Raw genomic sequence first — 23888 nt, forward strand, 5'->3', positions numbered from 1 at the left:
CTGGCACAACGACAAGACCGGCCGGCCCACCGCCCGATCCCTCACCGCCTACGACCATTGACGCTCAGCCGTACGGCTTGGAATCAGTCATCTAGACGTCCTGGCCGCCTGCCGGACGTTCTGGTCGCCTGCCGGCCGCCGGGCGCGGGTTCGGGCCCTGGTCCGGGCTCTGTTTCGGGCTCAGGTTCGGCCCGCGGCTCGGGCCCGGGTGCGGGCGCGGCTTCCGGTGCGGCGGCTCGTAGACTCCGGGCTGTGAGCGACCTCGAGGCCCTGTCCCAGTTGAGCGATCCCGTCCGCCGCGGCCTGTACGCCTACGTGGCGGCCCGGGGCGGCGAGGTGGGGCGCGGCGAGGCGGCCGAGGCGGTGGGGGTGTCGCGGACGCTGGCCGCCCACCACCTGGACAAGCTGGTGGAGGCGGGGCTGCTGGAGGCCGGGTTCCGGCCGCAGGAGCGCAAGGGGCCGGGCAGCGGCCGGCCCGCCAAGGTCTACCGGCGGGCGGCGGCCGAGCTGGCGGTGAGCCTGCCGCCGCGCGACTACGGCTCGCTCGCCTCGGTGCTGGCCGACGTGGTGGAGCTGCTCGGCGGCGAGGAGCAGGCCGAGCGGGCGGCGCGGGCGGCCGGCCGCCGTATCGCGGCGGGCGGGGGCGACGTGGTCGAGACGATGGGGGAGCGCGGTTACGAACCGTACGTCGAGGACGGCGTGGTCAGGCAGCGCAACTGCCCCTTCCACGCGCTGGCCCAGGACTACCCGCTGCTGGTGTGCTCGATGAACCTGGCGCTGTGCCAGGGGCTGCTGGAGGGGCTCGGCGAGGATTCCGGCAGGGCGGCGCTCGATCCGCGGCCGGGCGAATGCTGTGTGACTCTTTCTAAAACCAATGAGGATTGACATAGTAGGGTTCATGCATCTCGCCCAGCTGAACGTCGCGCACCTGCGCGCGCCCCTCGACACGCCCGAGCTCGCCGACTTCGTCGCCAACCTCGAACCGATCAACGTGCTGTCCGACGCGGCACCCGGCTTCGTGTGGCGGCTCAAGGAGAGCGATGAGGATCCGACGCTGACCGTCCAGCACGGCTACGGCGACCACCTGGTGATCAACTTCTCGGTGTGGGAGTCGCGCGAGACCCTGTGGAACTTCGTCTACAAGAGCCGGCACATGGCGGTGCTCAAGCGCCGCAGGGAGTGGTTCCTGCGCATGGCCGAGCCGTACTCGGTGATGTGGTGGATCCCCGCGGGCACGATCCCGACGCTCACCGAGGGCATGGAGCGGCTCGGACGCCTCAGGGCCGAGGGGCCGGACCCCGAGGCGTTCACGTTCAAGGACTTCTACGAGGCCACCGCGATGCCCAGGCACATCTCGTCCTGGGTGCCCTCGCCCCAGACCACGTAGCGCGGCGGCAGGTCGCGCAGCAGTGGCAGCCGGGCGCGCAGCGAGGCGTCATGGGTGCAGGTGGTGCGGATGGTGTCGCCGGGCCCGACCTTCACCGGTTCGGCCAGCGGTCGCAGCGCCTGGTTGTCGAAGTCGTAGCGGGGCACGTCGAGCAGCGTCCTGGCGCCAGGCCTGCCGGGATTGAGCTCCACCTTGATGGAACGGCCGAGCAGATGCATGTGGCCGGCCAGGGCGTGCAGGGTGGCGGGCTTCTGGACCGGCATGTCGCAGTGCTGGGTCGGCCCCGGCGCCGGCTTGCCGCCCGAGCACCAGGTGACCAGCTGCGAGGTGAGCTCCTTGGCGTCGGTGCTGAAGCGGCGGCCCACGTCGGCGATGGCGGCCTCGCGCTCGCACAGCGCGCCCTTCTCCTGCGGCGTGCAGGGCAGCTCGATCGGCGCCATGAACAGCTGGGTGCGCAGCGGCGTCAGCTTGCCCGAGGCCAGGCGCAGCCGCACGCTGGACCGGTCGCTGCCGGCCGGGCGGTCGCCCAGGGCCAGCGTGCTGTAGTGGACCTGCATGATCAGCGCGCTGCCCGCCGCCATCGGGTAGCCGAGCTTCGGGTCGAGCAGGACCTCGCTGGTGCCGGGCGCCCAGTGGCCGATCCAGTCGGCGTCGCCCACGCCCGCGTCGCCGAAGCAGCCCCAGCCCGGGCCCGCCTGCTTGGCGTCGTAGGCCCGCACGGCCGCCACCTGGCCGGCGTCCACCCTGAACAGGATCGCGTGGTGGACCACCTCGCCGTTCTGCGCGGTGAACCGGGTGCCGGTCAGGAAGGTGTCGGGCTCGGTCACTTTCGGGTCGACGAGGAAGCAGCGGTACTCGTCGGTGCCGCCGTTCGGCGGCTTGGGGGTGTACGGCTCGGGCATCGCCAGCGTGACGAACCGCTCGCCGGACCGGGCGGGCGCGGCGGCGGGCGCGGCCGTCGAGGTGCCGTGCAGGCCGCCGTGCTGTCCGGCGTGCGGCGCTCCGGTCGCACCGCCGGTCGTGCCGCCGGCCGGACCGCCGCCCGCGCCGCAGGCCGTCGCGACGAGCGCCAGGATCGTGAGGAGTACGAAGCGTGTTCGCGTCATCACTTCACGATCGCCGACCGGCGGCCCGCCGTCCTCCCTCCACGGGATGATCCGGCGGCTACGTCAGAAGGGTGACGGCGTGCCGCCCGGCCGCCGCCGAGGCCAGGAAGTAGGCCAGGTCCTCGTCCAGGCCGCGCCCCATCGTCGACAGCCTGACCGGCGAGGCGAGCAGTGCCTCGTACAGCCCGTCGACCGGCACCGAGACCAGCTCGTGCCGTACGGCCAGCAGCTCGGCCTGGTCGCGCACCCGCTCGCCGAACTCGCCGGGCAGCTCGGGCACCACCACCTGGGCCGGCGACAGCGCCACCCTGCCGTAGGCGGTCAGCGAATGGTGCGAGACGCCGAGGTGCCGCTCGCGCCGGTCTCCCTCGCTGACGCGCAGCGCCGCCACCGGCCGCCCGCCCAGCACGGCCGCGGCGTTGACCGCCTCGCCGGCCGACACCCCAGAGAAGCCCCAGCGGGTGCCGGTGCCGAGGTTGCCCGGCCCCTGGGTGACGATCGCCACGTCGGCGTGCAGGACGTGCCGGGCGGCCAGCAGCCCGGTGTGGGTGGTGACGGCCTCGACGTCGCCGCCGAAGGCCTGGCCGACGGTGACCACCCCGGCCAGCCAGCCCACCTCGCGCAGCCTGGCGGCGGCCATCGAGAACCAGGCCGGCAGCGCGCCGCCGTCCAGCATCACGTAGGCCACCCGCGGGCGCGGCGACATCCCGCACAGGATGGCCGGCAGCGCCGAGTGCAGATCGGCCACGACGACCGGCATCCCGTCGAGGGAGTCGGCCTCGCGAAGCACCTCGTGGAAGGGAGATTCCTGCTCGTCGGCGCCGAGCACGGTGGCCTGCAGCGGGGTGTAGCGGGCCTTCACCAGATGGCCGGGACCATCAGGATCTTCCGGCAATCTGTTCGGGACGGCCACCACCATGGCGTAACCTCCCGTACCGAGACCCATCGCGAGGGCGGTCGTGTTGAGCAGCACCTCGTCACCCGGTTCGGGGCGTCCCACCAGTGGGGGATAGGCCAGCGCCCTGCACGTCCCCTCGGGAACGGTGACCTCGAGCTCCACAGCTCCCGGCCACTCGCGCCGGATCCCGACAACCTCGCCCTTGCGCCATCTGATCACGGAGGCAGGGTAGCGTCGAACGAGTGAGGAGAAAGGCAGATGTCACGCCGTAAGACAGAGCGGTTGCTCAATCTCGTGATCTGCCTGCTCGCGACGCACCGGCCGTTGTCGGCAGAGCAGATCCGCCACGCCGTGCCCGGCTACGACCGCGACGGCGACGAGGCCTTCCAGCGGATGTTCGAACGCGACAAGAACGAGCTGCGCGAGATCGGCATCCCCATCGAGGTGCACCGCGACCCGTGGGAGGACGAGCCGGGCTACCGGATCCAGCGCGAGGCCTACGAGCTGCCGGACATCACCCTGGAGCCGGACGAGGCGGCCGTGCTGGGCCTGGCGGCGCGGGTGTGGCAGCGGGCCAGCCTGGCCGAGGCCGCCAGCGGCGCGCTGCTGAAGCTGCGCGCGGGCGGCGTGGCCACCGACGCCGGGCCTGGCGAGGCGCTGGAGCTGCGCGTCGAGACGCGCGACCCGTCCTTCCCCTCGCTGTGGGAGGCGGTGCGTGACCGGCGGGTGGTCCGCTTCGACTACCGGCCGGCGGCCGGCGAGACGGTCCGCACCCGCACGATCGAGCCGTGGGGGGTCATCAGCAGGCGCGGCAAGTGGTACGTGGCCGGCTTCGACCGCGACCGGCAGGCGCCACGGGTGTTCAGGCTGAGCCGCATCTGCGGCCCGGTGGCCCCGATGGGCAGGCCGGGCACGGTCGAGGTGCCCCAGGGGGTGGACCTGCGTTCGATGGTCGGCTTCCCCGAAGAGGCGATGGAGGAGCGCACCGCCGTCCTCAAGGTACGGCAGGGCGCGTGCGAGGGCCTGCGCCAGGTCGCCCGCGCCGTCCGGGAGGGGGACGACGGGTGGGACACGGTGGAGCTGGTCTTCGCCGATCCCGAACGGCTGGCCGGATGGATCGCCAGCCTGGGCGCCGACGTGCTGGTGGTGGAGCCGCCCGACGCCCGTGAAGCCGTGATCGCGCGACTGAAAGGGGTGCTGGCATGAGCTCGACGGCCGACCGGCTGCCCAGGCTGCTGGCGCTGGTGCCGTACCTGATGTCCCACCAGGGGGCGCAGGTGGCCGAGGTGGCCGCGCTGTTCGGGCTGAGCGAGAAGCAGCTCATCGACGACCTGCAGCTGGTGTGGATGTGCGGGCTGCCCGGCCACACACCCGGTGATCTGATCGACGTCTCGTGGGACGGCGGCGAGATCCTCATCGACAACGCCGAGACCATCGCCCGGCCGCTGCGCCTGGGCATCGACGAGGCCAGCGCGCTGCTGGTGGCGTTGCGGATGCTGGCGGCCACCCCCGAGCTGGTCGAGTTCGCCCACGGCGACGCGCTGTCGCGCGTGACGGCCAAGCTGGAGCAGGCGGCGGGAGCCGGCGCGGCGGCCGTCAGCAGCCAGTTCGCGGTGGACGTGGAGTCGGCGCCGGACGCGGCCGCCAGGGTGCGCGAGGCGCTGGTCGGCGGGCGGCGGCTGTCGCTGCGCTACTACGTGCCTGGCCGTGACGAGGTGACGCCGCGGGAGGTCGACCCGACCCGGCTCGTGGTCGCCGACGGCCGCACCTACCTGGAGGGCTGGTGCTACCGGGCCGAGGCGATGCGGCTGTTCAGGCTGGACCGGATGCTGGGCGTCGAGGTGCTCGACGTGCCGGCCGACCCGCCGGCCGGGGCCGAGCCGATCGACGTCACCCAGGGCGTCTTCCGGCCCTCGCCCACCGACGAGCTCGTCGTGCTCGAGCTGACCGCGGCGGGCCGGTGGGTGGCCGAGTACTACCCGTGCGAGCGGGTCGAGGAGCTGGGAGAGGGCCGGTTGCGGGTCACGCTGCGCGCCCGCGACGAGGACTGGACACTCAAGCTGGCGCTCCGGCTCGGCGACACCGGCAGGATCGTCTCGCCGCGGGCGCTGGCCGAAAGGGTGCAGCAGGAGGCCGATCGGGCGCTGTCGCTGTACTCTCAGGCGTCATGACCTGGACGGGCTGGATCTACGTGGCGGTGGCCGCGGGCGCGGCAGGGCTGGCCGTACTCGGGTTCGTGAGTGCCCGCCTGCTGGTCGCCTTACGGGAGCTGAGCGCCGAGATACGACGGGCACATGCCCAGCTCACGGCCGCAGGGCGAACATTGGGTGCCAGAAATGGGGCGAACGGGAGCTCAGGGGATGAGTCTGGGCTCCCGGCAGCGTACGATCGTCGGTGAGATTGCACCTCGCTCAATAAGGATGTTTCATGCCGAACCTCGGAGTTCCTGAGCTGCTGATCATTGCCCTGGTGCTGGTCCTGCTGTTCGGGGCCAAGAAGCTGCCGGAGATGGCACGGGGCGTGGGCAAGTCGCTGCGCATCTTCAAGGCCGAGACCAGCAAGCTGCGTGAGGAGGACGACGAGCAGACCGCCACGCAGGCCACCGCGACCGCGCAGCCGCAGCCGCAGCCGCCGGCCCAGCCCGCGCAGCAGCTGCCCGCCGCCGCGCCCGCGCTGTCGGCTGAGGAGCAGGCCCGCCAGCTCGAGGAGCAGGCCGCCAAGCTGCGCGCGCAGGCCGCCGCCAACAAGAACGCCTGACCCGACACCCACCACACCAGGGACCGCTGAATGGTGCTGTTCAAACGGCCCAACAAGACCGCCGTCGACGATGAGGGGCGCATGCCTCTCATGGAGCATCTGCGCGAGCTGCGCAACAGGCTCGTCATCGCAATGCTCGCGCTGGTCGTCGGTGTGGTCATCGGGTTCTTCCTGTTCGACCCGGTCTGGGCCTTCATCAAGGAACCGTTCTGCGACACGGCCGCGGCCCAGCAACTGCGCCCTGGACACTGCACGCTGACCACCGGCGGCATCTTCCAGTCCTTCTTCACCACGCTGAAGGTCGCGGCGATGGTGGGCATCCTGGTGTCCTCGCCCGTCTGGCTCTACCAGATCTGGGCCTTCGTCACTCCCGCGCTCTACCGCAACGAGAAGCGCTACAGCGTGGCGTTCCTGTCCTTGGCGATCCCGCTGTTCCTGGGCGGTGCCGCGCTCGCCTACGTGATCATGGACACCAGCCTGGCCATCCTGCTGGGCTTCATGCCGAGCGACACCGTCGCCACCATCCAGATCAACGAGTACCTCGACTACGTGCTCATCATGCTGGTGATCTTCGGGGTGTCGTTCGAGCTGCCGCTGCTGCTGGTCTTCCTCAACATCATCGGGGTGCTGTCGCACGCCACGGTCAAGAAGCACCGCCGTACGGTGGTGTTCCTCATGTTCGTCTTCGGCGCCGTGATCACGCCCGGCGGCGACCCGCTGACCATGATGGCCCTGGCCGCGCCGATGGTGGTGCTCTACTTCCTCGCCGAGGGGTTCATCTTCCTGAGGGAACGGCGCCGGCCGCAGGACCCGGACGCGCTGCTGTCGGACGACGAGGCCGCGCCGCTGAACCTGGACGACTGACGGGTGGACCTCGCCCTCTTAGTGAATCCCGCCGCCCGGGGCGGCAGGACGCTGCGCCTGCTGGAGCCCCTGGTGCGCCGGCTGCGCACGGGCGGCGCCGACGTGAGCGTGATCGTCGGCACCGGCCCCGCCGACGCCCTGGAACGCGCCTGTACGGCGGTCGCCGAACGCCCTGACGCGCTGGTCGCCTTCGGCGGCGACGGCCTGGTCCACCTGGCGGTGCAGGCGGTGGCCGGCAGCGACGTGCCGCTGGGCATCATCCCGGCCGGGACCGGCAACGACTTCGCCGCAGCGCTCGGCCTCACCCGCCGCGACCCCGTCAGGGCGATCCTGCGCGGCCGAACCAGAACGGTCGACGCCGCCCGCGTCGGGCCCGACGAGTGGTTCGCCAGCGTGGTGTGCTGCGGTTTCGACTCCAGGGTCAACGAACGCGCCAACGCCCTCAGCTGGCCGCCCGGCAGGGCCAAGTACCTGGTGGCGGCCGCGGGCGAGCTGCGCTCGTTCCGCCCGATCCCGTTCCGGCTCACCCTCGACGGCGAGGTGGTCGAGCAGGAGGCGATGCTGGTGGCCGTGGGCAACACCGCCTCCTACGGTGCCGGCATGCGCATCTGCCCGGCGGCCGAACCCGACGACGGCCTGCTCGACGTGACGATCCTGGGCGCCGTGGGCAAGGGCGCGTTCGTACGCTCCTTCGCCGGCGTCTACCGCGGCAGCCATGCCGGTCATCCGGCCGTCACCATGCTGAGGGCGCGCAGCGTCACGCTGGAGGCGCCCGACGTGGTCGCCTACGCCGACGGCGAGCGTGTCGGCTCGCTGCCGCTGACCTGCGCCGTCGCGCCGGGAGCGCTGCGCGTCCTGATGTGAGTAGTGGGGCGCGGCTGGCTGCTTCCGGCAGCACAACCGGCTACTGCCGGAAGCAGCCCTGCTGGCACCGTAGAACGTGTCCTGACCAGGCAGGTAGCAGGTAGCAGGCGCGGGGCGGCGCCTGGCTGGGTTGATGCCTCTTGATGCGAACCGGCCGCCGCCGACATGATCAACGCTTCGACCAGACCAGCCCTCGAACACCGGCGGCTGGGCGGCTTCGACGACGGGCGGGTTCGCGCCGCACGTCGGCCCACCCGGTCGGCGGCTCGTCCTCGCGCAGAACCTGGCCGTCGTCGACGTCACGGCCGGCGACGCGGCACGACCGTTTCATGAGCGAGGGCTTAAGAAACCGCTCTCCCGGCTCCCGGACGAATATTGATCTCCCGGGCGGCTTCGCGCAGGCTTGGCCGCCCGCGAGCGTCGCTCAGCAGACGGGCGGCCGCGATGATGGTCTGGGTCCGCCATCGCGCCGACTGCCGGCCGGCGCCCAGGCGGTCGCGGCGGTCGCGGGGGCCGGTACGGCGCTGCACGAGCCGCCGGCGAACTGGCTGCGGGCGCTGATCCTCAAGACGATCGGCCTGTGATCTCGCCGGCAAAGGCGCTCGCCCGGGTGTCCAACGCCGCGACGGATCCCGGGCTCAGCGCTGGACACCGGCATGCCCGACCCGGCGCCCGCTCCTGAGGAGAGCGCCGGCCATCCTGGGGGAGATCCGGGCTCGACGTCCGGGCCTGACCGGAATGGCGGTTTCGGTAGGCTGGCGGTATGACAACGCCAGCGGAACGCTACGCGGCCTTCCGTGAAAAGCACGGGGACGACGGTGCCGCACTCAGGTCGTTTCGGGGGCATTACGAGTTCGAGCTGGACGCCTTCCAGCTCGACGCGTGCCGGGCGCTGGAGGCGGGAGACGGCGTCCTGGTGGCGGCCCCGACGGGCTCGGGCAAGACGGTCGTCGGCGAGTTCGCCGTCCATCTGGCCCTGGACCAGGGCCAGAAGTGCTTCTACACCACCCCCATCAAGGCGCTGTCCAACCAGAAGTACAACGACCTGGTCAAGCGCTACGGCACCGCCAAGGTCGGCCTGCTGACGGGCGACAACAGCGTCAACGGCGACGCGCCGATCGTGGTCATGACCACCGAGGTGCTGCGCAACATGCTCTACGCGGGCTCGGCCACGCTCGCGGGCCTGGGCTTCGTGGTCATGGACGAGGTCCACTACCTGGCCGACCGCTTCCGCGGCGCGGTGTGGGAAGAGGTCATCATCCACCTGCCCGAGTCGGTCAGGCTGGCGGCGCTGTCGGCGACGGTCAGCAACGCCGAGGAGTTCGGCCAGTGGCTGGGCGAGGTGCGCGGCGACACCACCGTGATCGTCGACGAGCACCGCCCGGTGCCGCTGTGGCAGCACATGATGGTCGGTCACCGGGTCTACGACCTGTTCTCCACCGACGACGGCGACAACCTCATGCGGATCAACCCCACGCTGATGCGGCTGACCCGCGACGAGGAGCGGCTGGCCGGCGGCAGGGGCAGGCGCGGGTACGGCAGGCCGCCGCGCTTCCGCCCGCCCGACCGGGCCTCGATCATCGACAAGCTCGACTCCGAGGGCCTGCTGCCGGCGATCACGTTCATCTTCTCCCGCGCGGGCTGCGACGCGGCCGTCATGCAGTGCCTCTACGCCGGCATCAGGCTCACCACCGAGCGCGAGAGCCACGAGATCCGCCAGATCGTCGACGAGCGCACCGCCCACCTGCCCGACGAGGACCTGGCGGTCCTGGGCTTCCTGGAATGGCGCGACTGCCTGGAGCGGGGCCTGGCCGCCCACCACGCGGGCATGCTGCCGGCCTTCAAGGAGGTCGTGGAGGAGCTGTTCACCCGCGGCCTGGTCAAGGCGGTCTTCGCCACCGAGACCCTCGCGCTCGGCATCAACATGCCCGCCCGCAGCGTGGTGATCGAGAAGCTCGACAAGTGGAACGGCGAGACCCACGCCGACCTCACCCCCGGCGAGTACACCCAGCTAACCGGCCGCGCGGGGCGGCGCGGCATCGACGTCGAGGGCCACGCGGTCGTGGTGTGGCAGCCCGGCATGGACCCGATCTCGGTCGCCGGCCTGGCCGGCACCCGCACCTACCCGCTGCGCTCCAGCTTCCAGCCCTCCTACAACATGGCCGTCAACCTGGTCGGCCAGTTCGGCCGCGAGCGTGCCAAGACCCTGCTGGAGGCCTCGTTCGCGCAGTTCCAGGCCGACCGGGCGGTCGTCGGGATCGCCAAGCAGCTGCGCAAGCACGAGGAGGCGCTGGAGGGCTACCAGGAGGCGATGCACTGCCACCTGGGCGACTTCGCCGAGTACGCCGAGCTGCGCCGCCGCCTGTCCGACCGCGAGACCGAGCTGTCCAAGGAGCGCGGCGCCGCCCGCAGGGCCGCCGCGGTGCGCTCGCTGGAGGCGCTGAAGCCGGGCGACGTCATCCGCGTGCCCGGCGGGCGCCGGGCCGGTCTGGCCATCGTCCTCGATCCCGGCCTCAACCCGCGCGGCCATGGGCCCAACCCGCTCGTGCTCACGATCGGCAAGCAGGTCAAGAAGCTCGACCCGGCCGACTTCCCGGTGCCGGTCGAGCCGGTGGAGAAGATCCGCATCCCGCGCAACTTCAACGCCCGCGCGCCCAAGGAACGCGCCAACCTCGTCTCGTCACTGATGGCCAAGATGGGCGACCGCGACCTCGGCAAGCCCGCGCGCGCCCGCGACCACGCCGTCGAGGACGAGGAGATCACCGAGCTGCGGCGACTGATCCGCCAGCACCCCTGCCACGGCTGCGCCGACAGGGAGGAGCACGCCCGCTGGGCCGAGCGCTACTACAAGCTGCTGCGCGAGACCGAGGGGCTGCGCCGCCGGGTCGAGGGCCGCTCGCACGTCATCTCGCGCACCTTCGACCGGATCTGCGCGGTGCTGGAACAGCTCGGCTACCTCGAGGGCGAGACGGTCACCGGCGAGGGCCGCCGCCTGGGCCGCCTCTACACCGAGCTCGACCTGCTCACCGCGGAATGCCTGCGGTCCGGGCTGTGGGAGGAGCTCGACCCGGCGGAGCTGGCCGCGTGCGTGTCAGCGCTGGTGTTCGAGTCGCGGGCGGCCGACGACGCCCGGCGCCCGAAGATCCCCGCGGGCAAGGCACAGGACGCGCTGACGGCGATGATCAGGCTGTGGGGCGAGCTGGAGGGCATCGAGCAGGACAACGGGCTGTCGATCATCCGCGAGCCCGACCTGGGGTTCGCGTGGGCGGCCTTCCGCTGGACCAAGGGCCACAGCCTCGACGCGGTGCTGGCCGACGGCGTCAACGGCAACGAGCTGGCGGCCGGCGACTTCGTGCGCTGGATCAAGCAGCTGATGGACCTGCTCGGGCAGCTGGGCAACGCCGCCGCGCCCGGCAGCAAGGTCAAGCAGACCGCGATCAAGGCGATCGACGCGATGCGCCGCGGCGTCGTGGCCTATTCGTCGCTGTCCTGAGCCGGGCCGCGGCTGCCTCCCGTCCCGTACGGCAGGCAGCCGCCGCCCGGCTCGTCGGCTTTCCGGCCGCTTGACTCGTCGGCTTTCCGGCCGCTTGGACGGACGACCGCATCGCCGGCCCGGGAGCGGGGCGAACGGGCCTGAGTGGGCCTGGGACGGCACCGTGTCCCGGCCCGAACCCGCCCGCTCGGATCCGGCCCTCCTGACCGGGCGTGGGGTGTGTGCCGTGGCGGCACGAGCATGGACGACCCGCGCGGTGGGGGAGGGGCGTGGCGTCCTGAGCCGCAGGGCGTGTCCGGGAGAGGGCTGTGAGGGCGCCGGCCAGGGGCTGAAGCGATCGTCCGACGAGCCTGACGTGACGGCGGCCCGCCGGAGTCCTGCTGGAGTACGCGTGAAGGACGGGTGGTCACCGGTGACCCCGGTGGCCTCGGCCCGGCGTGCCGTACGGAGGGAAGAAGAAGGACGGGCAGGACGGCTGACCGGGCGGTCAAGGTGACGTGGTCGTAGGTTCACCTAAGGTCACCTTGGCGCCAGTTTTCCGGGTGATCACAGCGGAAATCCCCATGTCGGAAGGTCTCCCCCGCCTGGAGGTTGGGATGTTCGCTCTCATCGCTGCCCTGCTGTTCGTGCTCGCCCTGGTCTTCGAGATCGCCGGAGTGGCGGTCGGCGGTGTGATCACCGTCGCCACTCTCGGCACCGCCGGCCTGCTGTGCGTCGCCCTGCACCTCATGGGTATCGGCGCGGGCTGGAGCCCACTCAAGAAGTGAGCCACCGGTAGCACCTGATCGGGCCGCGCGCGTGATCCCCCCGCTCCGCGCGCGGCTCTCGCTCGTTCCTGGGATCCCCGCGGAGGGGCGGTGCGGCCGTCGACGGGCTCTGGGCGGAAGCGGGTTTGGCGGTGCCGGGCGGGACCTGGCGGGCCTTGAATCAGGCGGGATGGACGCGGTCGGGGTCAGCGAGGATGAAGCCATGGGGTCAGCGAGGATGAAGCGGGTCATGTGAGTCAGCGAGGGCGCGGGTCGTGGGGTCAGCGAGGGCCACGCGAGTTCTGGGGTGAGCGAGGGCGACGCGGGCCGGGGTCAGAGGGTGACGCGGGTCGGGGACAGTGAGGGTCACGCGGCCCGGGGTCAGGTGGGATGCGAGGGGGCCGGGTCAGGCGGGTGACGTGGCGGCGGGGTCAGGCGAGGGTGAAGCGGACCTCGCGGGTGCCGGGGTCGGCCTGGGTGAGGCGGACCCGTACCGGCTGGCCGAGCGGCATCGGGGTGCCGTCGCAGCGGGCGATGACGGCAGGGTCGGTCAGCTGCACCAGCCCGCCGGGGCGGCGTTCGTCGACGTCGATGACGACCGCGTCGAAGCTGTGCCCGATCCTGTCGCGCAGCACGAACGCCTCCACCAGGTCGACCGAGGCCCGCTCGACCGCGCCGGCCCGGCGTCCGGTGACAGACATGATCTCGGGCAGGCCGCCCAGCGCCGCCTGGATGTCGTCCGGCACGGGCTCGCCCGCGGCGATCGCCAGGCACACCTCGGTCGCGTAGCGGTCGACCAGGCGCCGCAGCGGCGCCGTGACGTGCGCGTACGGCGCGGCCACCGCCGCGTGCCCGGCCTGCGAGGGCGGTTCCCCGTCGAAGGCGACGTAGCCGGAGCCGCGCAGCAGCACCTTCGACTCGTTGAGGAAAGCGGCGTGGGCGGGCACCTTCGGGTCGAGGCCGTGCACGACCTGGCCGTAGGTGGCGCCCTCGGGCCACGGCACGCCGAGCGCGAGGGCGGCCCTGCGGACCGTGGCCAGGTCGCCGGGCCGCGGCGGCGGCAGCACGCGCAGCACGCCGATCTCCGCGTCCAGCATCATCGAGGCCGCGGCCATGCCGGTGAGCAGGGAGATCTGCGCGTTCCATGCCTCCGAGGGCCGCGGCACCCGGTACTCCAGGCGGTAGCCGCCGTCGGCGGTGACGATCTCCTGTTCGGGTGTGGGGAGCGTGACGCCGCCGCGAGCCCGTTCCAGCTCCAGCCGCAGGCGGCCGACCTCGGCCAGCAGCTTCAGCGTGCCGTCGGCGGTGCCGGTGTCGACGGCGGCCTGCACGTAGTCGTAGTCGAGCCGTTCGCGGCTGCGCACCAGGGCGCGCTGCACGTCCACGCCGACGGTGCGGCCCTCGGCGTCGAGGTCGATCCGCCACACGGCGGCGGGCCTGGTCACGCCGGGCAGCAGGCTGGCCGCGCCCTCCGAGAGCATCTGCGGGTGCAGCGGCACCTTGCCGTCGGGCAGGTAGACCGTCTCGCCGCGCAGGCGGGCCTCGGCGTCGAGGGCGCCGCCGGGCCTGACGAAGGCGCCGACGTCGGCGATGGCGTACCACACGCGGTAGCCGGGGCCCGGCGCCTCGATGAGGACGGCCTGGTCCAGGTCCATGGAGCCCGGCGGGTCGATGGTGACGAACGGCAGGTGTGTGAGGTCCTGACGGGCCGCGGCCGCGGGGTCGGCGGCCACGCGCTCGGCCTCCTCCAGCGCCGCTGGGGGGAACTCCTCCGGCAGCCGGATCTCGCGCCTGATCCGCTCGAACCCGTCCACGAGCCGTGGGTGGACATCTCCGGACACTCGGATGTTCGTGCTCACCTGATCAACTTATCCCTTTGCCGGGATCCGCCGGACGTCGCCCGGTTGGGGCTAAACCGTTCCAGAGCTTGACGACGTTTCTCCGGCTAGACTCCGTGCCCGAGAGGAAGGGGAGCCGTGGGGCGACCGACGATTGCCGACATCGCCCGCAGGGTCGGGGTGTCCAAGGGCGCCGTCTCCTTCGCGCTCAACGGCAGGCCCGGCGTGAGCGAGGAGACCAGGGCGCGCATCCTGCGGGTGGCCGAGGAGATGAACTGGCGCCCGCACAGCGCCGCCAGGGCGCTCGGCGGGGCGCGGGCCGAGGCCGCGGGCCTGGTCATCGCGCGACCCGCCAGGACCATCGGGGTGGAGCCCTTCTTCGCCCACCTGCTGTCGGGCCTGCAGGCGGGGCTCTCGGCGGGCGCGGTGGCGCTGCACCTGCTGGTCGTGGAGGACACCGCGGCCGAGATCGAGGTCTACCGGCGTTGGGCCTCCGAGGGACGCGTCGACGGGTTCATCCTGGTCGACCTTCAGGTGCGAGACCCGCGCCTGGAGGTGCTCGACGAACTGGGGGTGCCGGCCGTGGTGCTCGGCGGTCCCGGCCCGCACGGCGGGCTGTCATGCGTGTGGGCCGACGACAGGGAGGCGATGCTGTCGATCGCCGACTACCTGGCCGCGCTCGGGCACTCCAGGATCGCCCACGTGTCCGGCCTGCCTTCCTTCCGGCACACCCAGCGCCGGGTCAGGGCGCTGCGTGACGCTGCGCGACGGCTCGACCTGGAGGTCGTCTCCGTGCCGACCGACTTCAGCGACGCGCAGGGGGCGGCGGCGACCAGAGCCCTGCTGTCGCGGCGCGAGCGGCCGACGGCCATCGTCTACGACAGCGACGTCATGGCGGTGGCGGGGCTGGGCGTCGCGGCGGAGATGCGCGTGTCCGTGCCTGGGGAGGTCTCCATCGTGGCCTTCGACGACTCGGTGCTGGCCCAGATCGTGCATCCCGCGCTCACGGCGCTCTCGCGCGACACGTTCGCGCTGGGTGAGCAGGTGGCGCGGACGCTGCTGGAGACGATCGCCGATCCTGCCACCCCGCTGAACGTCAAGACGCCGACGCCCCGGCTGACCGTGCGGGAGAGCACGGCGGCCCGAAGTGGCTAAATCGGTTTACCCTCAACCGGTCATACAAGGAACGGTCGGCCGTCGGTGCCGGGCGACGTGCTCCCGAGCGGAGGCCGGTGATCGCATCACGCCAGGGCCCCCAGGCCGCGCGGCATGCGCCGGTTCCGGAGGCAGATCGTGCCGTTGACCTTGTCGAAGCTGACCGACCGGTGGCCGCCGCGCTCACGGGAGCGGGCCGGCGGGATGTCGATCGAGATTCCCTACCCGATCGGGTGATGTGCGCGGGCGGGGGTCCGGCCAGCATGGGAGGCGATCGCGGAACCCCGTCGGAAGGGAGCCGTCAAATGACCCAGCAGCGACCCGAGGTGCCGCGCGACGAATGGCACTCCTTCATGGACAACCTGACCAGGCAGTACGAAGGCTCGGACGTGACCATCGAGGTGCTGAGCGAATCGTTCGGCGACCTCCTGCAGGCCGAGCGGCTGCCGCTCGCCTACCTGGAGTACGACGACAAGGACGACATCTTCTCCGTCGGGGTGGGCGGACGCGACGGACGGAACCCGGTGGTCCTCCGGCACGGCATCAAGCGGCCCCGGAAGATCCTCGCCGCGACCCTGGGACCGGACACGCCCCGGGCCTTCGACATCGTGGACGCGGAGGGCACCCAGACGATCATCACCCTCCACCGGTCAGCCGGGCACAGCTAGTCGGCCTCATGACCTTGGCCGGCGCGATCCCCGTCCCCGATCGGGTCCCGCTGCGAAGCCCCTTCCTGAGGCCGGCACGACGCCTCCGGACGGCGGGCCGCCCTCCGGCCGATGCCGGGGTGGCCGCGGCCCCGCATCCCGAGGGCGCGACCCGCGGCCATGCCTGGTGGGTACGGCAAGCGCGCGCCCGGCCCGGGTACGGCAAGCGGTCTGCCTGGCTCTGGGTATGGCAAGCGGTCTGCCCGGTGCTGGCGCGGCAGGTGGTTCGCCCGGCCCCGGCATGGTGAGCGGCCGGTCGCGAGTCCCTGGTACGGCAGGCGGCGTGCCCGCCTTCCGGGCATGGCGAGCGGCCCGCCCTGTCCCGCGTGGCGCGCCCTTCGGTACGGCAGGCGGCGCGCCTGGCCAGCGCTCGCACGTTCCCGCGGCGGGGCGCCGGATCCGCTGCCATGGCCGCACCGTTCACGTGCGCGTGGCCCTGCGGCCTTCCCCGAAACGCCGGGCACCGACAGTAGCCCTGTTCGCCCGGACGGGCCCGGCGGCTTCTTCCGGTGTCGAGGTGGGTCAGCGGGACAGGGCGTCCAGGAGGCGGTTCAGGGGCGAGTCGAGGCCGTAGCGGTCGGCCAGCCGTACCAGCGCCTCGGGGTCACGCGGCTTGGCGGGTAGCGCGAGGTCGGTCTCGGGCAGCGGCGCGGTGTGGGCGACCTCGACCACGGTGGGGGCGACGCCGAGGTAGTCGCGGGCGGCGGCCAGCTTGGTGCGGCAGCCGGCGGGGAACCCGTCGGTCTGGCCGGCGTCGAGGGCGGCCAGCATCGCCTCCAGCGAGCCGAACCGGGTGATGAGCGAGGCGGCGGTCTTCTCGCCGACCCCGGCGACACCCGGCAGGCCGTCGCTGGGGTCGCCGCGCAGCGTGGCGAAGTCGGCGTAGCCGCGGCCGGGGATGCCGTACTTGGCGGCGACGAACGCCTCGTCCACCACCTGCAGGTTGCGCACGCCCCTGGCGGTGTAGAGGACGCGCACCGGGCGGGAGTCGTCGACGAGCTGGAACAGGTCGCGGTCGCCCGTCACGATGTCGACCGCGCCGCCCGCCTGATGGGTGAGGGTGCCGATGACGTCGTCGGCCTCGAAGCCCGCCGACTCGAGCCTGGCGATGCCGACCGCGTCGAGCACCTGCTCGATGACGGGGATCTGCGGCACCAGCGTGTCGGGCACCTCCTCGGCGTCGCCGGAGGCGACCCGGTGCGCCTTGTAGGAGGGGATGGCCGCCACCCTGAAGGCGGGCCGCCAGTCGGCGTCCATGGTGGCGGCCAGTTCGGTGGGCGCGTGCGTGCGGACCAGCGTGGCGATCATGTCGATGAGTCCGCGCACGGCGTTGACGGGCATGCCGTCGGGCGCCGTCATCGACTCCGGGATGCCGTAGAAGGCCCTGAAGTAGAGCGACGGGGTGTCGAGAAGCATCAGCACGGGTCCTATGGTCGCACTCTCCGCGGCCTCGCGGGCGGGTGGCGGGGGCGCGATGTGGGCGCTTCCGGCGGAATGCGACGAGAGTAGATTGGCCCCTGTGACGTCCCAAGACCTTTATCCCGTGTCCCGCCTCGCCGCCGCCCAGGAGGCCACCGCCAAGGCGGGCCTCGGCGCTCTGCTGCTCACGCCCGGCCCTGACCTGCGGTACGTGAGCGGATACGAGGCGCTGCCGCTGGAACGGCTGACCTGCCTGGTGGTGCCCGCGAGCGGCGAGCCGTTCATGATGGTGCCGCGCCTGGAGCTGCCCGCGGCGCAGGCCTCGCCCGCCTCGCGGCTCGGGCTCGACTTCGTTGCGTGGGACGAGACCGACGACCCTTATGCCGTCGTCGCCGCGCGCCTCGGCCAGGTCGCCAAGGTGGGGCTGGCCGACCGTATGTGGGCGATGGCCTCGCTGCGTTTCCGCGCCGCCATGCCGTCCGCCGAGCAGGTGCTGGCCGGCACCGTGCTGCGCGAGCTGCGGATGCGCAAGTCGGCGGCCGAGGTCGCGGCGCTGCGGGAGGCGGGGGAGGCGATCGACGCCGTCCACCGGCAGGTGCCGCAGTTCCTCAAGGCGGGCCGTACCGAACGCGAGGTCGCCAAGGACATCCACGACGCGATCCTGGCCGCGGGCCACTCCAGCGTCGACTTCGTCATCGTCGCCTCCGGACCCAACGGCGCCAGCCCGCACCACGACGTCTCCGACCGGGTCATCCAGGCGGGCGAGCCGGTGGTGGTCGACATCGGCGGCCAGTTGCACAACGGCTACTGCTCCGACTCCACCCGCACCTACTGCGTGGGCGAGCCGCCCGCCGACTTCGCCGCCTACTACGAGGTGCTGCGCCAGGCGCAGGAGGCGGCCTGCGCGGCGGTACGGCCCGGCGTCACCTGCGAGTCGATCGACGCGGCGGCCAGGTCGGTGATCGCCGAGGCCGGTTACGGCGAGTACTTCATCCACCGGACCGGGCACGGCATCGGCATCGAGACGCACGAGGAGCCGTACATCGTCTCGGGCAACACCGAGCCGATGGAGCCGGGGTTCGCCTTCTCCGTCGAGCCGGGCATCTACCTGCAGGGGCGGCACGGCGCGCGGATCGAGGACATCGTCGTGTGCACGGAGGACGGCGGCGCGCGGCTCAACAACACCACGCGCGAGCTGGTGATCGTCTAGCGGCGCCCCGGGGCGGGCTCGGTCGCCGCGCGGCGTCCGGTCCGCCCGCGCGGCGTCAACCCGTGTCCGGTCCGCCCGCGCGGCGCCCGGTCCGCCCGCGCGGCGCCCGCCCGTCTGCATGGTGTCCGGCTGTGTGGCGACGGCCCGCCTGCGCGGCGCCCGCCCGTCTGTACGGCGCCCGGCCCGGCCGTGTGGTGTCCGGTCCGCTCGGTGTCCGGTCCGCTCGGTGTCCTGACCGCTCGTGCGGTGTCATGACCGGTGCTGCGGCGTTGGGCCGGGCCTGCGGGCGGTCGGGCCTGCGGGCGGTCGGGCCCGTGCGGCGGCCGGGGCCGGTGGCGATGACAGAATCGGGGGATCGGAGACCCCGAGCCCATCACTGGAGCGTGTCGCGATGACCGTTGAGCGTGCCCTGCCCACCCCCGAGGCGCACGACCTGATCGACCTGACCCGAGACCTGATCGCCAAGGAGATCGCGCCCCGCGCGGCGGCCGACGAGTCGGCAGGGCGTTTCCCGCGCGAGGTGTTCACCACCCTTGGCGCGACGGGGCTGCTCGGCCTGCCCTACCCGGCCGAGTACGGCGGCGGCGAGCAGCCGTACGAGGTCTACCTGCAGGTGGTCGAGGAGCTGGCGGCCGGATGGCTGGCCGTCGGCCTCGGTGTGTCGGTGCACACGCTGTCGTGCTTCCCCGTGGCCTCCTTCGGCACGCCGGAGCAGCGCGAGGAGCTGCTGCCCGACATGGTCGGCGGCGAGCTGCTCGGCGCCTACTGCCTGTCGGAGCCCGCCTCGGGCTCCGACGCCGCCGCGCTGACCACCCGCGCGGTGCCGGGCCCCGACGGCTACACCGTCGACGGCGTCAAGGCGTGGATCACCCATGGCGGCGTCGCCGACTTCTACATGCTCATGGCCCGCACCGGCGACCCGGGGGCCCGCGGCATCTCGTGCCTGCGCGTGCCGTCCGGGCTGGAGGGGCTGTCCTACGGCCCGCCCGAGCACAAGATGGGCATGCGTTCCTCGCCGACCGCGCAGGTTCGGTTCGACGGCGTGCAGCTGCCGCCGTCCGCGCTGGTCGGCGCGGAGGGCGAGGGCTTCCGCATCGCCATGGGCGCCCTCGACGGCGGACGGCTCGGCATCGCGGCGTGCGCGGTCGGGCTGGCCCAGGCCGCCTTCGACGCCGCCACCGCCTACGCGGGGGAGCGGCGCCAGTTCGGCTCGCGGATCATCGACTTCCAGGGCGTCGGCTTCATGCTGGCCGACATGGCCACGCAGATCGCCGCGGCCCGCGCGCTCTACCTGGAGGCCGCGCGGCTGCGTGACGCGGGCCGGCCGTACGGGACGAAGGCGGCGATGGCCAAGCTGTTCGCCACCGACGTGTGCATGAAGGTCACCACGGACGCGGTGCAGGTGTTCGGCGGCTACGGCTACGTCGAGGACTTCCCCGTCGAGCGCTACATGCGCGAGGCGAAGGTCCTGCAGATCGTGGAGGGCACCAACCAGATCCAGCGCCTGGTCATCAGCCGCTCCCTCAGTCCTGAGTCGCGCCGATGATCCGCGCCAGCTCCGGGGGCACCGGGTAGGGCCGCTCGGCCGGCAGCAGCCCGCTCACCTCGCGGCCTGCGCGCACCTCGGCGTGCAGGCCGCGGACCCGCTCGGTCAGGTCGGTGATCGACAGCGTCCACTCGCCGACGTAGCGGTCGACCGCCTCGCCCGACAGGCCGATCTGGATCGACCGGTACGGCAGCGCATTGTGGCGCGGGTCGCGCTCGGGGTCCCACTGGATCCGGACCGGCATGTCCCTCCGGTCGGACAGGCAGGAATGCGCCAGCGCCCACTCGAACCCCTCGCGGGTGAGCTCGATCGCCAGGACGTGGCGCTGGCCGTCCTTGGTGGCGTAGCCGCTGCGGTACAGCATCCACAGGAACGACGGCTTGATCCAGGTCATCCGTCCGCGTTTGAACGGCGCGACGAACCGCTGCGCGGCCACCGCGGGAACGGCGACGGGCGGGTCGTAGGCCTGGTAGACGGTGATCGACTCCTCTGTGTAAACGGCACGTATTTGCCGGTAGGGGGCTTTCATGGCGATCAGCATGTCGAACCCGCACATTTCCCGGCAACGGGATTACCGTCCCAAGCATGGAGCAGCGCGCGAAGATCACGCTCACCGGGACCCCGGAGACCTTGCTCGCCACGCTGTACAGCCGGGCCCTCGACGCCCGTTCGCGCGATCCCGTCCTGGGTGACGAGCATGCCGTCGCCGCCGTGCGCCGCATCGACTACGACTTCCGCAGGACCGGCATCAACGCCGTGACCGCGACGGGCGTCGCGCTGCGCGCCAAGCTGCTCGACGACTGGCTGGCCGCGTTCCTGGCCGACCACGAAGAGGCGACGGTCCTGCACCTGGCGTGCGGGCTCGACACCAGGGCCCACCGCGTCGCCAGGCCGGCCACGGTCAGGTGGTTCGACGTCGACCTTCCCGAGGTGATCGAGCTGCGCGAACGCCTGCTGCCGCCGCCCGGCGGCGACTACACGCAGCTCGCGGCGTCGGTGACGGAGCAGGAGTGGCTGGAGCGGGTGCCCGCCGACCGGCCCGCCGTCGCGGTGTTCGAGGGGCTGGCGATGTACCTGCGGGAGGAGGACGGCAGGCGGCTCATCGAGCGGATCACCGGGCGCTTCCCGTCGGGCGAACTGCTGTTCGACGTCTACGGCACGATGGGGATCAGGATGCAGAAGCTGGTGCCCGCCGTACGGAGGACCGGGGCGCGCATGTACTGGGGGGTGGACGACCCCCGCGTCATCGAGAGCTGGCACGACGGGCTGGTCTGCGTGGAGGCGGTGCGCAGTGTGGACATGCCGGGGCTGGAGCGGCTGCCGCTGCTGTCGGGCAGGCTGCCGCTGTGGGTGCTGGCGCGCATCCCCCGGCTGCGGGATGTCGGGCGGATCCTGCGCTTCCGTTTCGAAGGGAGTGCGGGATGACCGTCGAGCTGCGTCCGGCCGTGCCAGGAGACTACGGGCGGATCGCCGCCGTGGTCGACGACTGGTGGGGGCGGCAGGTCCTGCCGCTGCTGCCCCGGTTGTTCCTCGACCACTTCCACCGCACCAGCCTCGTGGCCGAGCGTCCCGGCGGTGAGCTGGCCGGATTCCTGATCGGCTTCCTGTCGTCGGCCCAGCAGGAGGAGGCCTACATCCACTTCGTGGGGGTCTCGCCGGAGGCCAGGGCCGCCGGGCTCGGCCGTACCCTCTACGACCGGTTCTTCGCGCTGGCCCGCGCGGACGGCCGGAGGAGGGTGAAGGCGGTCACCTCCCCGGGCAACGCCGCGTCCATCGCCTTCCACCGGCGCATGGGTTTCACCGCCGCCGGGCCCGTCGCCAGCTATGACGGCCCCGGCATCGACCTGGTGGTGTTCGAGCGCGCGCTCTGACACGGACCATGCATGGTGACCGCGCGCAGGCGGGGCCCGGCGGTGCGAGCGGGTGCGGCCGTGCTCCGGATCCGCTTGGAGCGCCAGGTGTGGCGCCCCTTCCTCCGGCGGACGTTTTCGTCGGCGACCTCTCCTAGAGTGGCTCGGTGACTTCCCCCGAGCACGGTCCCCAGGCAACCGACGTGCTGCGGCGCGTCTTCGGCTACGACTCCTTCCGGGAGGGGCAGCAGGAGATCATCGACCACGTCGTCGCGGGCGGCGACGCGCTGGTCCTGATGCCGACAGGCGGCGGCAAATCGCTGTGCTACCAGATCCCCGCGCTGGTACGGCAGGGCACCGGCGTGGTCGTCTCCCCGCTGATCGCGCTCATGCAGGACCAGGTCGACGCGCTCACCACGGCGGGCGTCAGGGCGGGCTTTCTCAACTCCACCCAGGAGCCGGACGAGCGGGCCGCGGTCGAGGCGGCGTTCGTGGCGGGCGAGCTCGACCTGCTCTACCTCGCGCCCGAGCGGTTGCGCTCCGAGCAGACGCTGCGGCTGCTGGCCAGGGGGTCGGTCTCGCTGTTCGCCATCGACGAGGCCCACTGCGTGGCGCAGTGGGGTCACGACTTCAGGCCCGACTACCTCACCCTGTCCACGCTGCACGAGCGCTGGCCTGACGTGCCGCGCATCGCGCTGACCGCGACCGCCACCCCCGAGACGCACAAGGAGATCACCGCCAGGCTGGGCCTGGAGCGGGCGCGCCACTTCGTGGCCAGCTTCGACCGCCCCAACATCCAGTACCGGATCGAGCCGAAGAACGAGCCGAAACGGCAGTTGCTGAAGCTGATCCGGGCCGAGCACGAGGGCGAGTCAGGCATCGTCTACTGCCTCTCGCGCGCCTCGGTCGAGAAGATCGCCGCGTTCCTGCAGGAGAACGGCGTGAGCGCGCTGCCGTACCACGCGGGGCTGGACGCCCGCACGCGCGCCGCGCACCAGGCGCGCTTCCTCAGGGAAGACGGCATGATCATGGTGGCGACCATCGCCTTCGGCATGGGCATCGACAAGCCCGACGTGCGCTTCGTCGCCCATCTCGACCTGCCCAAGTCCGTGGAGGGCTACTACCAGGAGACCGGCAGGGCCGGACGTGACGGGCAGCCCGCCACGGCCTGGCTGGCCTACGGCCTGCAGGACGTCGTGCAGCAACGCCGCATGATCGACACCTCGGAGGGCGACGACGCCCACCGGCGGCGGCAGTCGGCGCACCTCGACGCCATGCTGGCCCTGTGCGAGACGGCCGAGTGCCGCAGGGTGCGCCTGCTGGCCTACTTCGGGCAGGACGGCGCGCCGTGCGGCAACTGCGACACCTGCCTGAACCCGCCCGAGACCTGGGACGGCACGGTCGCGGCCCAGAAACTGCTGTCGACCGTGGTACGGCTGCGCCGCGAACGAAACCAGCGTTTCGGGGCCGGCCAGCTGATCGACATCCTGCTCGGCAGGAAGACCGACAAGGTGCTGCAGTTCGACCACGCCTCCCTGTCCGTCTTCGGCATCGGCACCGAGCTGAGCGAGACGCAGTGGCGCGGGGTGGTGCGGCAGGTGCTGGCCCTCGGAATGCTGGCCGTCGAGGGTGACTACGGCACGCTGGTCCTCGCCGACGCCGCCGCGCCGGTCCTGCGCGGCGAGCGGCAGGTGATGCTGCGGAACGACCCGGTGGCCAGGAAGGCCGACCGCGCGGCCAAGCAGGCCCGCCAGAGCGCCGCGGCCGAGCTGCCCGCCGAGGCGCAGCCGCTGTTCGAGCTGCTGCGGGCCTGGCGCGGGGCGACGGCCAAGGAGCAGGGCGTGCCCGCCTACGTCATCTTCCACGACGCCACGCTCCGCGAGATCGCCGCCCGCCGCCCGGGGACGATGGCGGAGCTGGCGGGGGTCTCGGGGGTGGGGGAGAGCAAGCTGGCCAAGTACGGCGAGCAGGTACTGGCTGTCCTGACCGGAGACGAGTGACCCCGCGCCGTCCGCGCTCGCGGGGGAGACAGGCTCGCGCTGGAGACG

Annotated in this window: 22 protein-coding genes; 17 read left to right on the plus strand and 5 right to left on the minus strand. The window is 72.4% G+C overall.

Features of this window, described 5'->3' with window-relative positions; genetic code table 11:
• Positions 1 to 252: 252 nt before the first annotated feature.
• Together ACWEVS_RS34085 and ACWEVS_RS34090 are read left to right on the plus strand one after the other, a co-directional pair.
• Complete coding sequence (locus ACWEVS_RS34085) at positions 253 to 885, plus strand: helix-turn-helix transcriptional regulator (RefSeq protein ID WP_449925378.1); 633 nt, start codon at positions 253 to 255, stop codon at positions 883 to 885.
• Between the two features lie 13 nt (positions 886 to 898).
• Positions 899 to 1387: a DUF3291 domain-containing protein gene (locus ACWEVS_RS34090; protein WP_452554800.1), complete on the plus strand. Its 489-nt coding sequence runs from the start codon at positions 899 to 901 to the stop codon at positions 1385 to 1387.
• Here the strand turns inward: ACWEVS_RS34090 and ACWEVS_RS34095 are convergent.
• Both ACWEVS_RS34095 and ACWEVS_RS34100 read right to left on the minus strand, forming a co-directional pair.
• Complete coding sequence (locus ACWEVS_RS34095; protein ID WP_452554802.1) at positions 1324 to 2493, minus strand: monooxygenase; 1170 nt, start codon at positions 2491 to 2493, stop codon at positions 1324 to 1326. The genes ACWEVS_RS34090 and ACWEVS_RS34095 overlap by 64 nt on opposite strands.
• Positions 2494 to 2551: 58 nt before the next feature.
• A complete protein-coding gene (locus ACWEVS_RS34100; protein WP_449925371.1) occupies positions 2552 to 3610 on the minus strand; it encodes a DUF3866 family protein in 1059 nt (352 codons plus the stop codon).
• Between the two features lie 39 nt (positions 3611 to 3649).
• On the opposite strand from ACWEVS_RS34100, the gene ACWEVS_RS34105 reads away from it, so the two are divergent.
• The 8 genes from ACWEVS_RS34105 (at position 3650) to ACWEVS_RS34140 (ending at position 12136) form a co-directional block, all read left to right on the plus strand.
• Positions 3650 to 4597, plus strand: a complete 948-nt coding sequence (locus ACWEVS_RS34105) for a helix-turn-helix transcriptional regulator (protein ID WP_449925368.1) — start codon at positions 3650 to 3652, stop codon at positions 4595 to 4597.
• Complete coding sequence (locus ACWEVS_RS34110) at positions 4594 to 5562, plus strand: helix-turn-helix transcriptional regulator (protein ID WP_449925365.1); 969 nt, start codon at positions 4594 to 4596, stop codon at positions 5560 to 5562. Before ACWEVS_RS34105 ends, ACWEVS_RS34110 begins: the two co-directional genes overlap by 4 nt.
• Before the next feature lie 256 nt (positions 5563 to 5818).
• Positions 5819 to 6148: a Sec-independent protein translocase subunit TatA gene (gene tatA / locus ACWEVS_RS34115; protein WP_452554804.1), complete on the plus strand. Its 330-nt coding sequence runs from the start codon at positions 5819 to 5821 to the stop codon at positions 6146 to 6148.
• 30 nt (positions 6149 to 6178) lie between these two features.
• The gene (gene tatC / locus ACWEVS_RS34120) at positions 6179 to 7012 is read left to right on the plus strand and encodes a twin-arginine translocase subunit TatC (protein ID WP_449925361.1); all 834 of its coding nucleotides are present in this window, start codon (positions 6179 to 6181) and stop codon (positions 7010 to 7012) included.
• A gap of 3 nt (positions 7013 to 7015) precedes the next feature.
• Complete coding sequence (locus ACWEVS_RS34125) at positions 7016 to 7876, plus strand: diacylglycerol/lipid kinase family protein (RefSeq protein ID WP_452554806.1); 861 nt, start codon at positions 7016 to 7018, stop codon at positions 7874 to 7876.
• Positions 7877 to 8205: 329 nt separating this feature from the next.
• Positions 8206 to 8460, plus strand: a complete 255-nt coding sequence (locus ACWEVS_RS34130) for a hypothetical protein (protein WP_452554808.1) — start codon at positions 8206 to 8208, stop codon at positions 8458 to 8460.
• A gap of 179 nt (positions 8461 to 8639) precedes the next feature.
• The gene (locus ACWEVS_RS34135) at positions 8640 to 11369 is read left to right on the plus strand and encodes a DEAD/DEAH box helicase (RefSeq protein ID WP_354906964.1); all 2730 of its coding nucleotides are present in this window, start codon (positions 8640 to 8642) and stop codon (positions 11367 to 11369) included.
• Positions 11370 to 11965: 596 nt separating this feature from the next.
• Positions 11966 to 12136, plus strand: a complete 171-nt coding sequence (locus ACWEVS_RS34140) for a hypothetical protein (protein WP_354906963.1) — start codon at positions 11966 to 11968, stop codon at positions 12134 to 12136.
• 410 nt (positions 12137 to 12546) lie between these two features.
• Here ACWEVS_RS34140 and ACWEVS_RS34145 read toward each other — a convergent pair whose 3' ends face one another.
• Positions 12547 to 13974 carry an RNB domain-containing ribonuclease gene (locus tag ACWEVS_RS34145; protein ID WP_452554810.1) on the minus strand — a complete coding sequence of 476 codons (1428 nt, stop codon included), beginning with the start codon at positions 13972 to 13974 and terminating at the stop codon, positions 12547 to 12549.
• A 117-nt stretch (positions 13975 to 14091) separates the two neighbouring features.
• Here ACWEVS_RS34145 and ACWEVS_RS34150 point away from each other — a divergent pair, with 117 nt between their 5' ends.
• Entirely contained in the window at positions 14092 to 15108 is a 1017-nt protein-coding gene (locus tag ACWEVS_RS34150) for a LacI family DNA-binding transcriptional regulator (RefSeq protein WP_452554812.1), read from the plus strand.
• Between the two features lie 305 nt (positions 15109 to 15413).
• Positions 15414 to 15776, plus strand: a complete 363-nt coding sequence (locus ACWEVS_RS34155) for a DUF5335 family protein (protein WP_449925345.1) — start codon at positions 15414 to 15416, stop codon at positions 15774 to 15776.
• 561 nt (positions 15777 to 16337) lie between these two features.
• Here the strand turns inward: ACWEVS_RS34155 and ACWEVS_RS34160 are convergent.
• On the minus strand, positions 16338 to 17231 hold the full coding sequence (locus ACWEVS_RS34160) for a 5'-3' exonuclease (RefSeq protein ID WP_354907170.1): 894 nt from the start codon (positions 17229 to 17231) through the stop codon (positions 16338 to 16340).
• A 58-nt stretch (positions 17232 to 17289) separates the two neighbouring features.
• On the opposite strand from ACWEVS_RS34160, the gene ACWEVS_RS34165 reads away from it, so the two are divergent.
• Together ACWEVS_RS34165 and ACWEVS_RS34170 are read left to right on the plus strand one after the other, a co-directional pair.
• Positions 17290 to 18444, plus strand: a complete 1155-nt coding sequence (locus ACWEVS_RS34165) for a M24 family metallopeptidase (RefSeq protein ID WP_452417569.1) — start codon at positions 17290 to 17292, stop codon at positions 18442 to 18444.
• Positions 18445 to 18835: 391 nt separating this feature from the next.
• On the plus strand, positions 18836 to 19990 hold the full coding sequence (locus ACWEVS_RS34170; protein ID WP_449925340.1) for an acyl-CoA dehydrogenase family protein: 1155 nt from the start codon (positions 18836 to 18838) through the stop codon (positions 19988 to 19990).
• On the opposite strand, the gene ACWEVS_RS34175 is transcribed toward ACWEVS_RS34170, so the two are convergent.
• Positions 19968 to 20519, minus strand: a complete 552-nt coding sequence (locus ACWEVS_RS34175) for a DUF4291 domain-containing protein (protein WP_452554814.1) — start codon at positions 20517 to 20519, stop codon at positions 19968 to 19970. The genes ACWEVS_RS34170 and ACWEVS_RS34175 overlap by 23 nt on opposite strands.
• Before the next feature lie 56 nt (positions 20520 to 20575).
• Here ACWEVS_RS34175 and ACWEVS_RS34180 point away from each other — a divergent pair, with 56 nt between their 5' ends.
• The 3 genes from ACWEVS_RS34180 to recQ all read left to right on the plus strand — a co-directional run bounded on the left by ACWEVS_RS34180 (position 20576) and on the right by recQ (position 23840).
• The gene (locus ACWEVS_RS34180) at positions 20576 to 21415 is read left to right on the plus strand and encodes a class I SAM-dependent methyltransferase (RefSeq protein ID WP_452554816.1); all 840 of its coding nucleotides are present in this window, start codon (positions 20576 to 20578) and stop codon (positions 21413 to 21415) included.
• Entirely contained in the window at positions 21412 to 21861 is a 450-nt protein-coding gene (locus tag ACWEVS_RS34185; RefSeq protein WP_452554818.1) for an N-acetyltransferase family protein, read from the plus strand. The genes ACWEVS_RS34180 and ACWEVS_RS34185 overlap by 4 nt, the downstream gene beginning before the upstream one ends.
• A gap of 146 nt (positions 21862 to 22007) precedes the next feature.
• A complete protein-coding gene (recQ, locus tag ACWEVS_RS34190; protein ID WP_452554820.1) occupies positions 22008 to 23840 on the plus strand; it encodes a DNA helicase RecQ in 1833 nt (610 codons plus the stop codon).
• The last annotated feature ends 48 nt before the right edge of the window (positions 23841 to 23888 follow it).

Source organism: Nonomuraea sp. NPDC003754, from assembly GCF_053605785.1.

What these genes read in the sequence shown, in the direction of transcription:
- ACWEVS_RS34090 (WP_452554800.1), top strand. Translation starts at nt 899, where the DNA reads ATGCATCTCGCCCAGCTGAACGTCGCGCACCTGCGCGCGCCCCTCGAC.
- ACWEVS_RS34095 (WP_452554802.1), bottom strand. Translation starts at nt 2,493, where the DNA reads ATGACGCGAACACGCTTCGTACTCCTCACGATCCTGGCGCTCGTCGCG.
- ACWEVS_RS34105 (WP_449925368.1), top strand. Translation starts at nt 3,650, where the DNA reads ATGTCACGCCGTAAGACAGAGCGGTTGCTCAATCTCGTGATCTGCCTG.
- ACWEVS_RS34110 (WP_449925365.1), top strand. Translation starts at nt 4,594, where the DNA reads ATGAGCTCGACGGCCGACCGGCTGCCCAGGCTGCTGGCGCTGGTGCCG.
- tatA (WP_452554804.1), top strand. Translation starts at nt 5,819, where the DNA reads ATGCCGAACCTCGGAGTTCCTGAGCTGCTGATCATTGCCCTGGTGCTG.
- tatC (WP_449925361.1), top strand. Translation starts at nt 6,179, where the DNA reads ATGGTGCTGTTCAAACGGCCCAACAAGACCGCCGTCGACGATGAGGGG.
- ACWEVS_RS34130 (WP_452554808.1), top strand. Translation starts at nt 8,206, where the DNA reads ATGAGCGAGGGCTTAAGAAACCGCTCTCCCGGCTCCCGGACGAATATT.
- ACWEVS_RS34135 (WP_354906964.1), top strand. Translation starts at nt 8,640, where the DNA reads ATGACAACGCCAGCGGAACGCTACGCGGCCTTCCGTGAAAAGCACGGG.
- ACWEVS_RS34140 (WP_354906963.1), top strand. Translation starts at nt 11,966, where the DNA reads ATGTTCGCTCTCATCGCTGCCCTGCTGTTCGTGCTCGCCCTGGTCTTC.
- ACWEVS_RS34155 (WP_449925345.1), top strand. Translation starts at nt 15,414, where the DNA reads ATGACCCAGCAGCGACCCGAGGTGCCGCGCGACGAATGGCACTCCTTC.
- ACWEVS_RS34160 (WP_354907170.1), bottom strand. Translation starts at nt 17,231, where the DNA reads ATGCTTCTCGACACCCCGTCGCTCTACTTCAGGGCCTTCTACGGCATC.
- ACWEVS_RS34165 (WP_452417569.1), top strand. Translation starts at nt 17,290, where the DNA reads ATGTGGGCGCTTCCGGCGGAATGCGACGAGAGTAGATTGGCCCCTGTG.
- ACWEVS_RS34170 (WP_449925340.1), top strand. Translation starts at nt 18,836, where the DNA reads ATGACCGTTGAGCGTGCCCTGCCCACCCCCGAGGCGCACGACCTGATC.
- ACWEVS_RS34175 (WP_452554814.1), bottom strand. Translation starts at nt 20,519, where the DNA reads ATGAAAGCCCCCTACCGGCAAATACGTGCCGTTTACACAGAGGAGTCG.
- ACWEVS_RS34180 (WP_452554816.1), top strand. Translation starts at nt 20,576, where the DNA reads ATGGAGCAGCGCGCGAAGATCACGCTCACCGGGACCCCGGAGACCTTG.
- ACWEVS_RS34185 (WP_452554818.1), top strand. Translation starts at nt 21,412, where the DNA reads ATGACCGTCGAGCTGCGTCCGGCCGTGCCAGGAGACTACGGGCGGATC.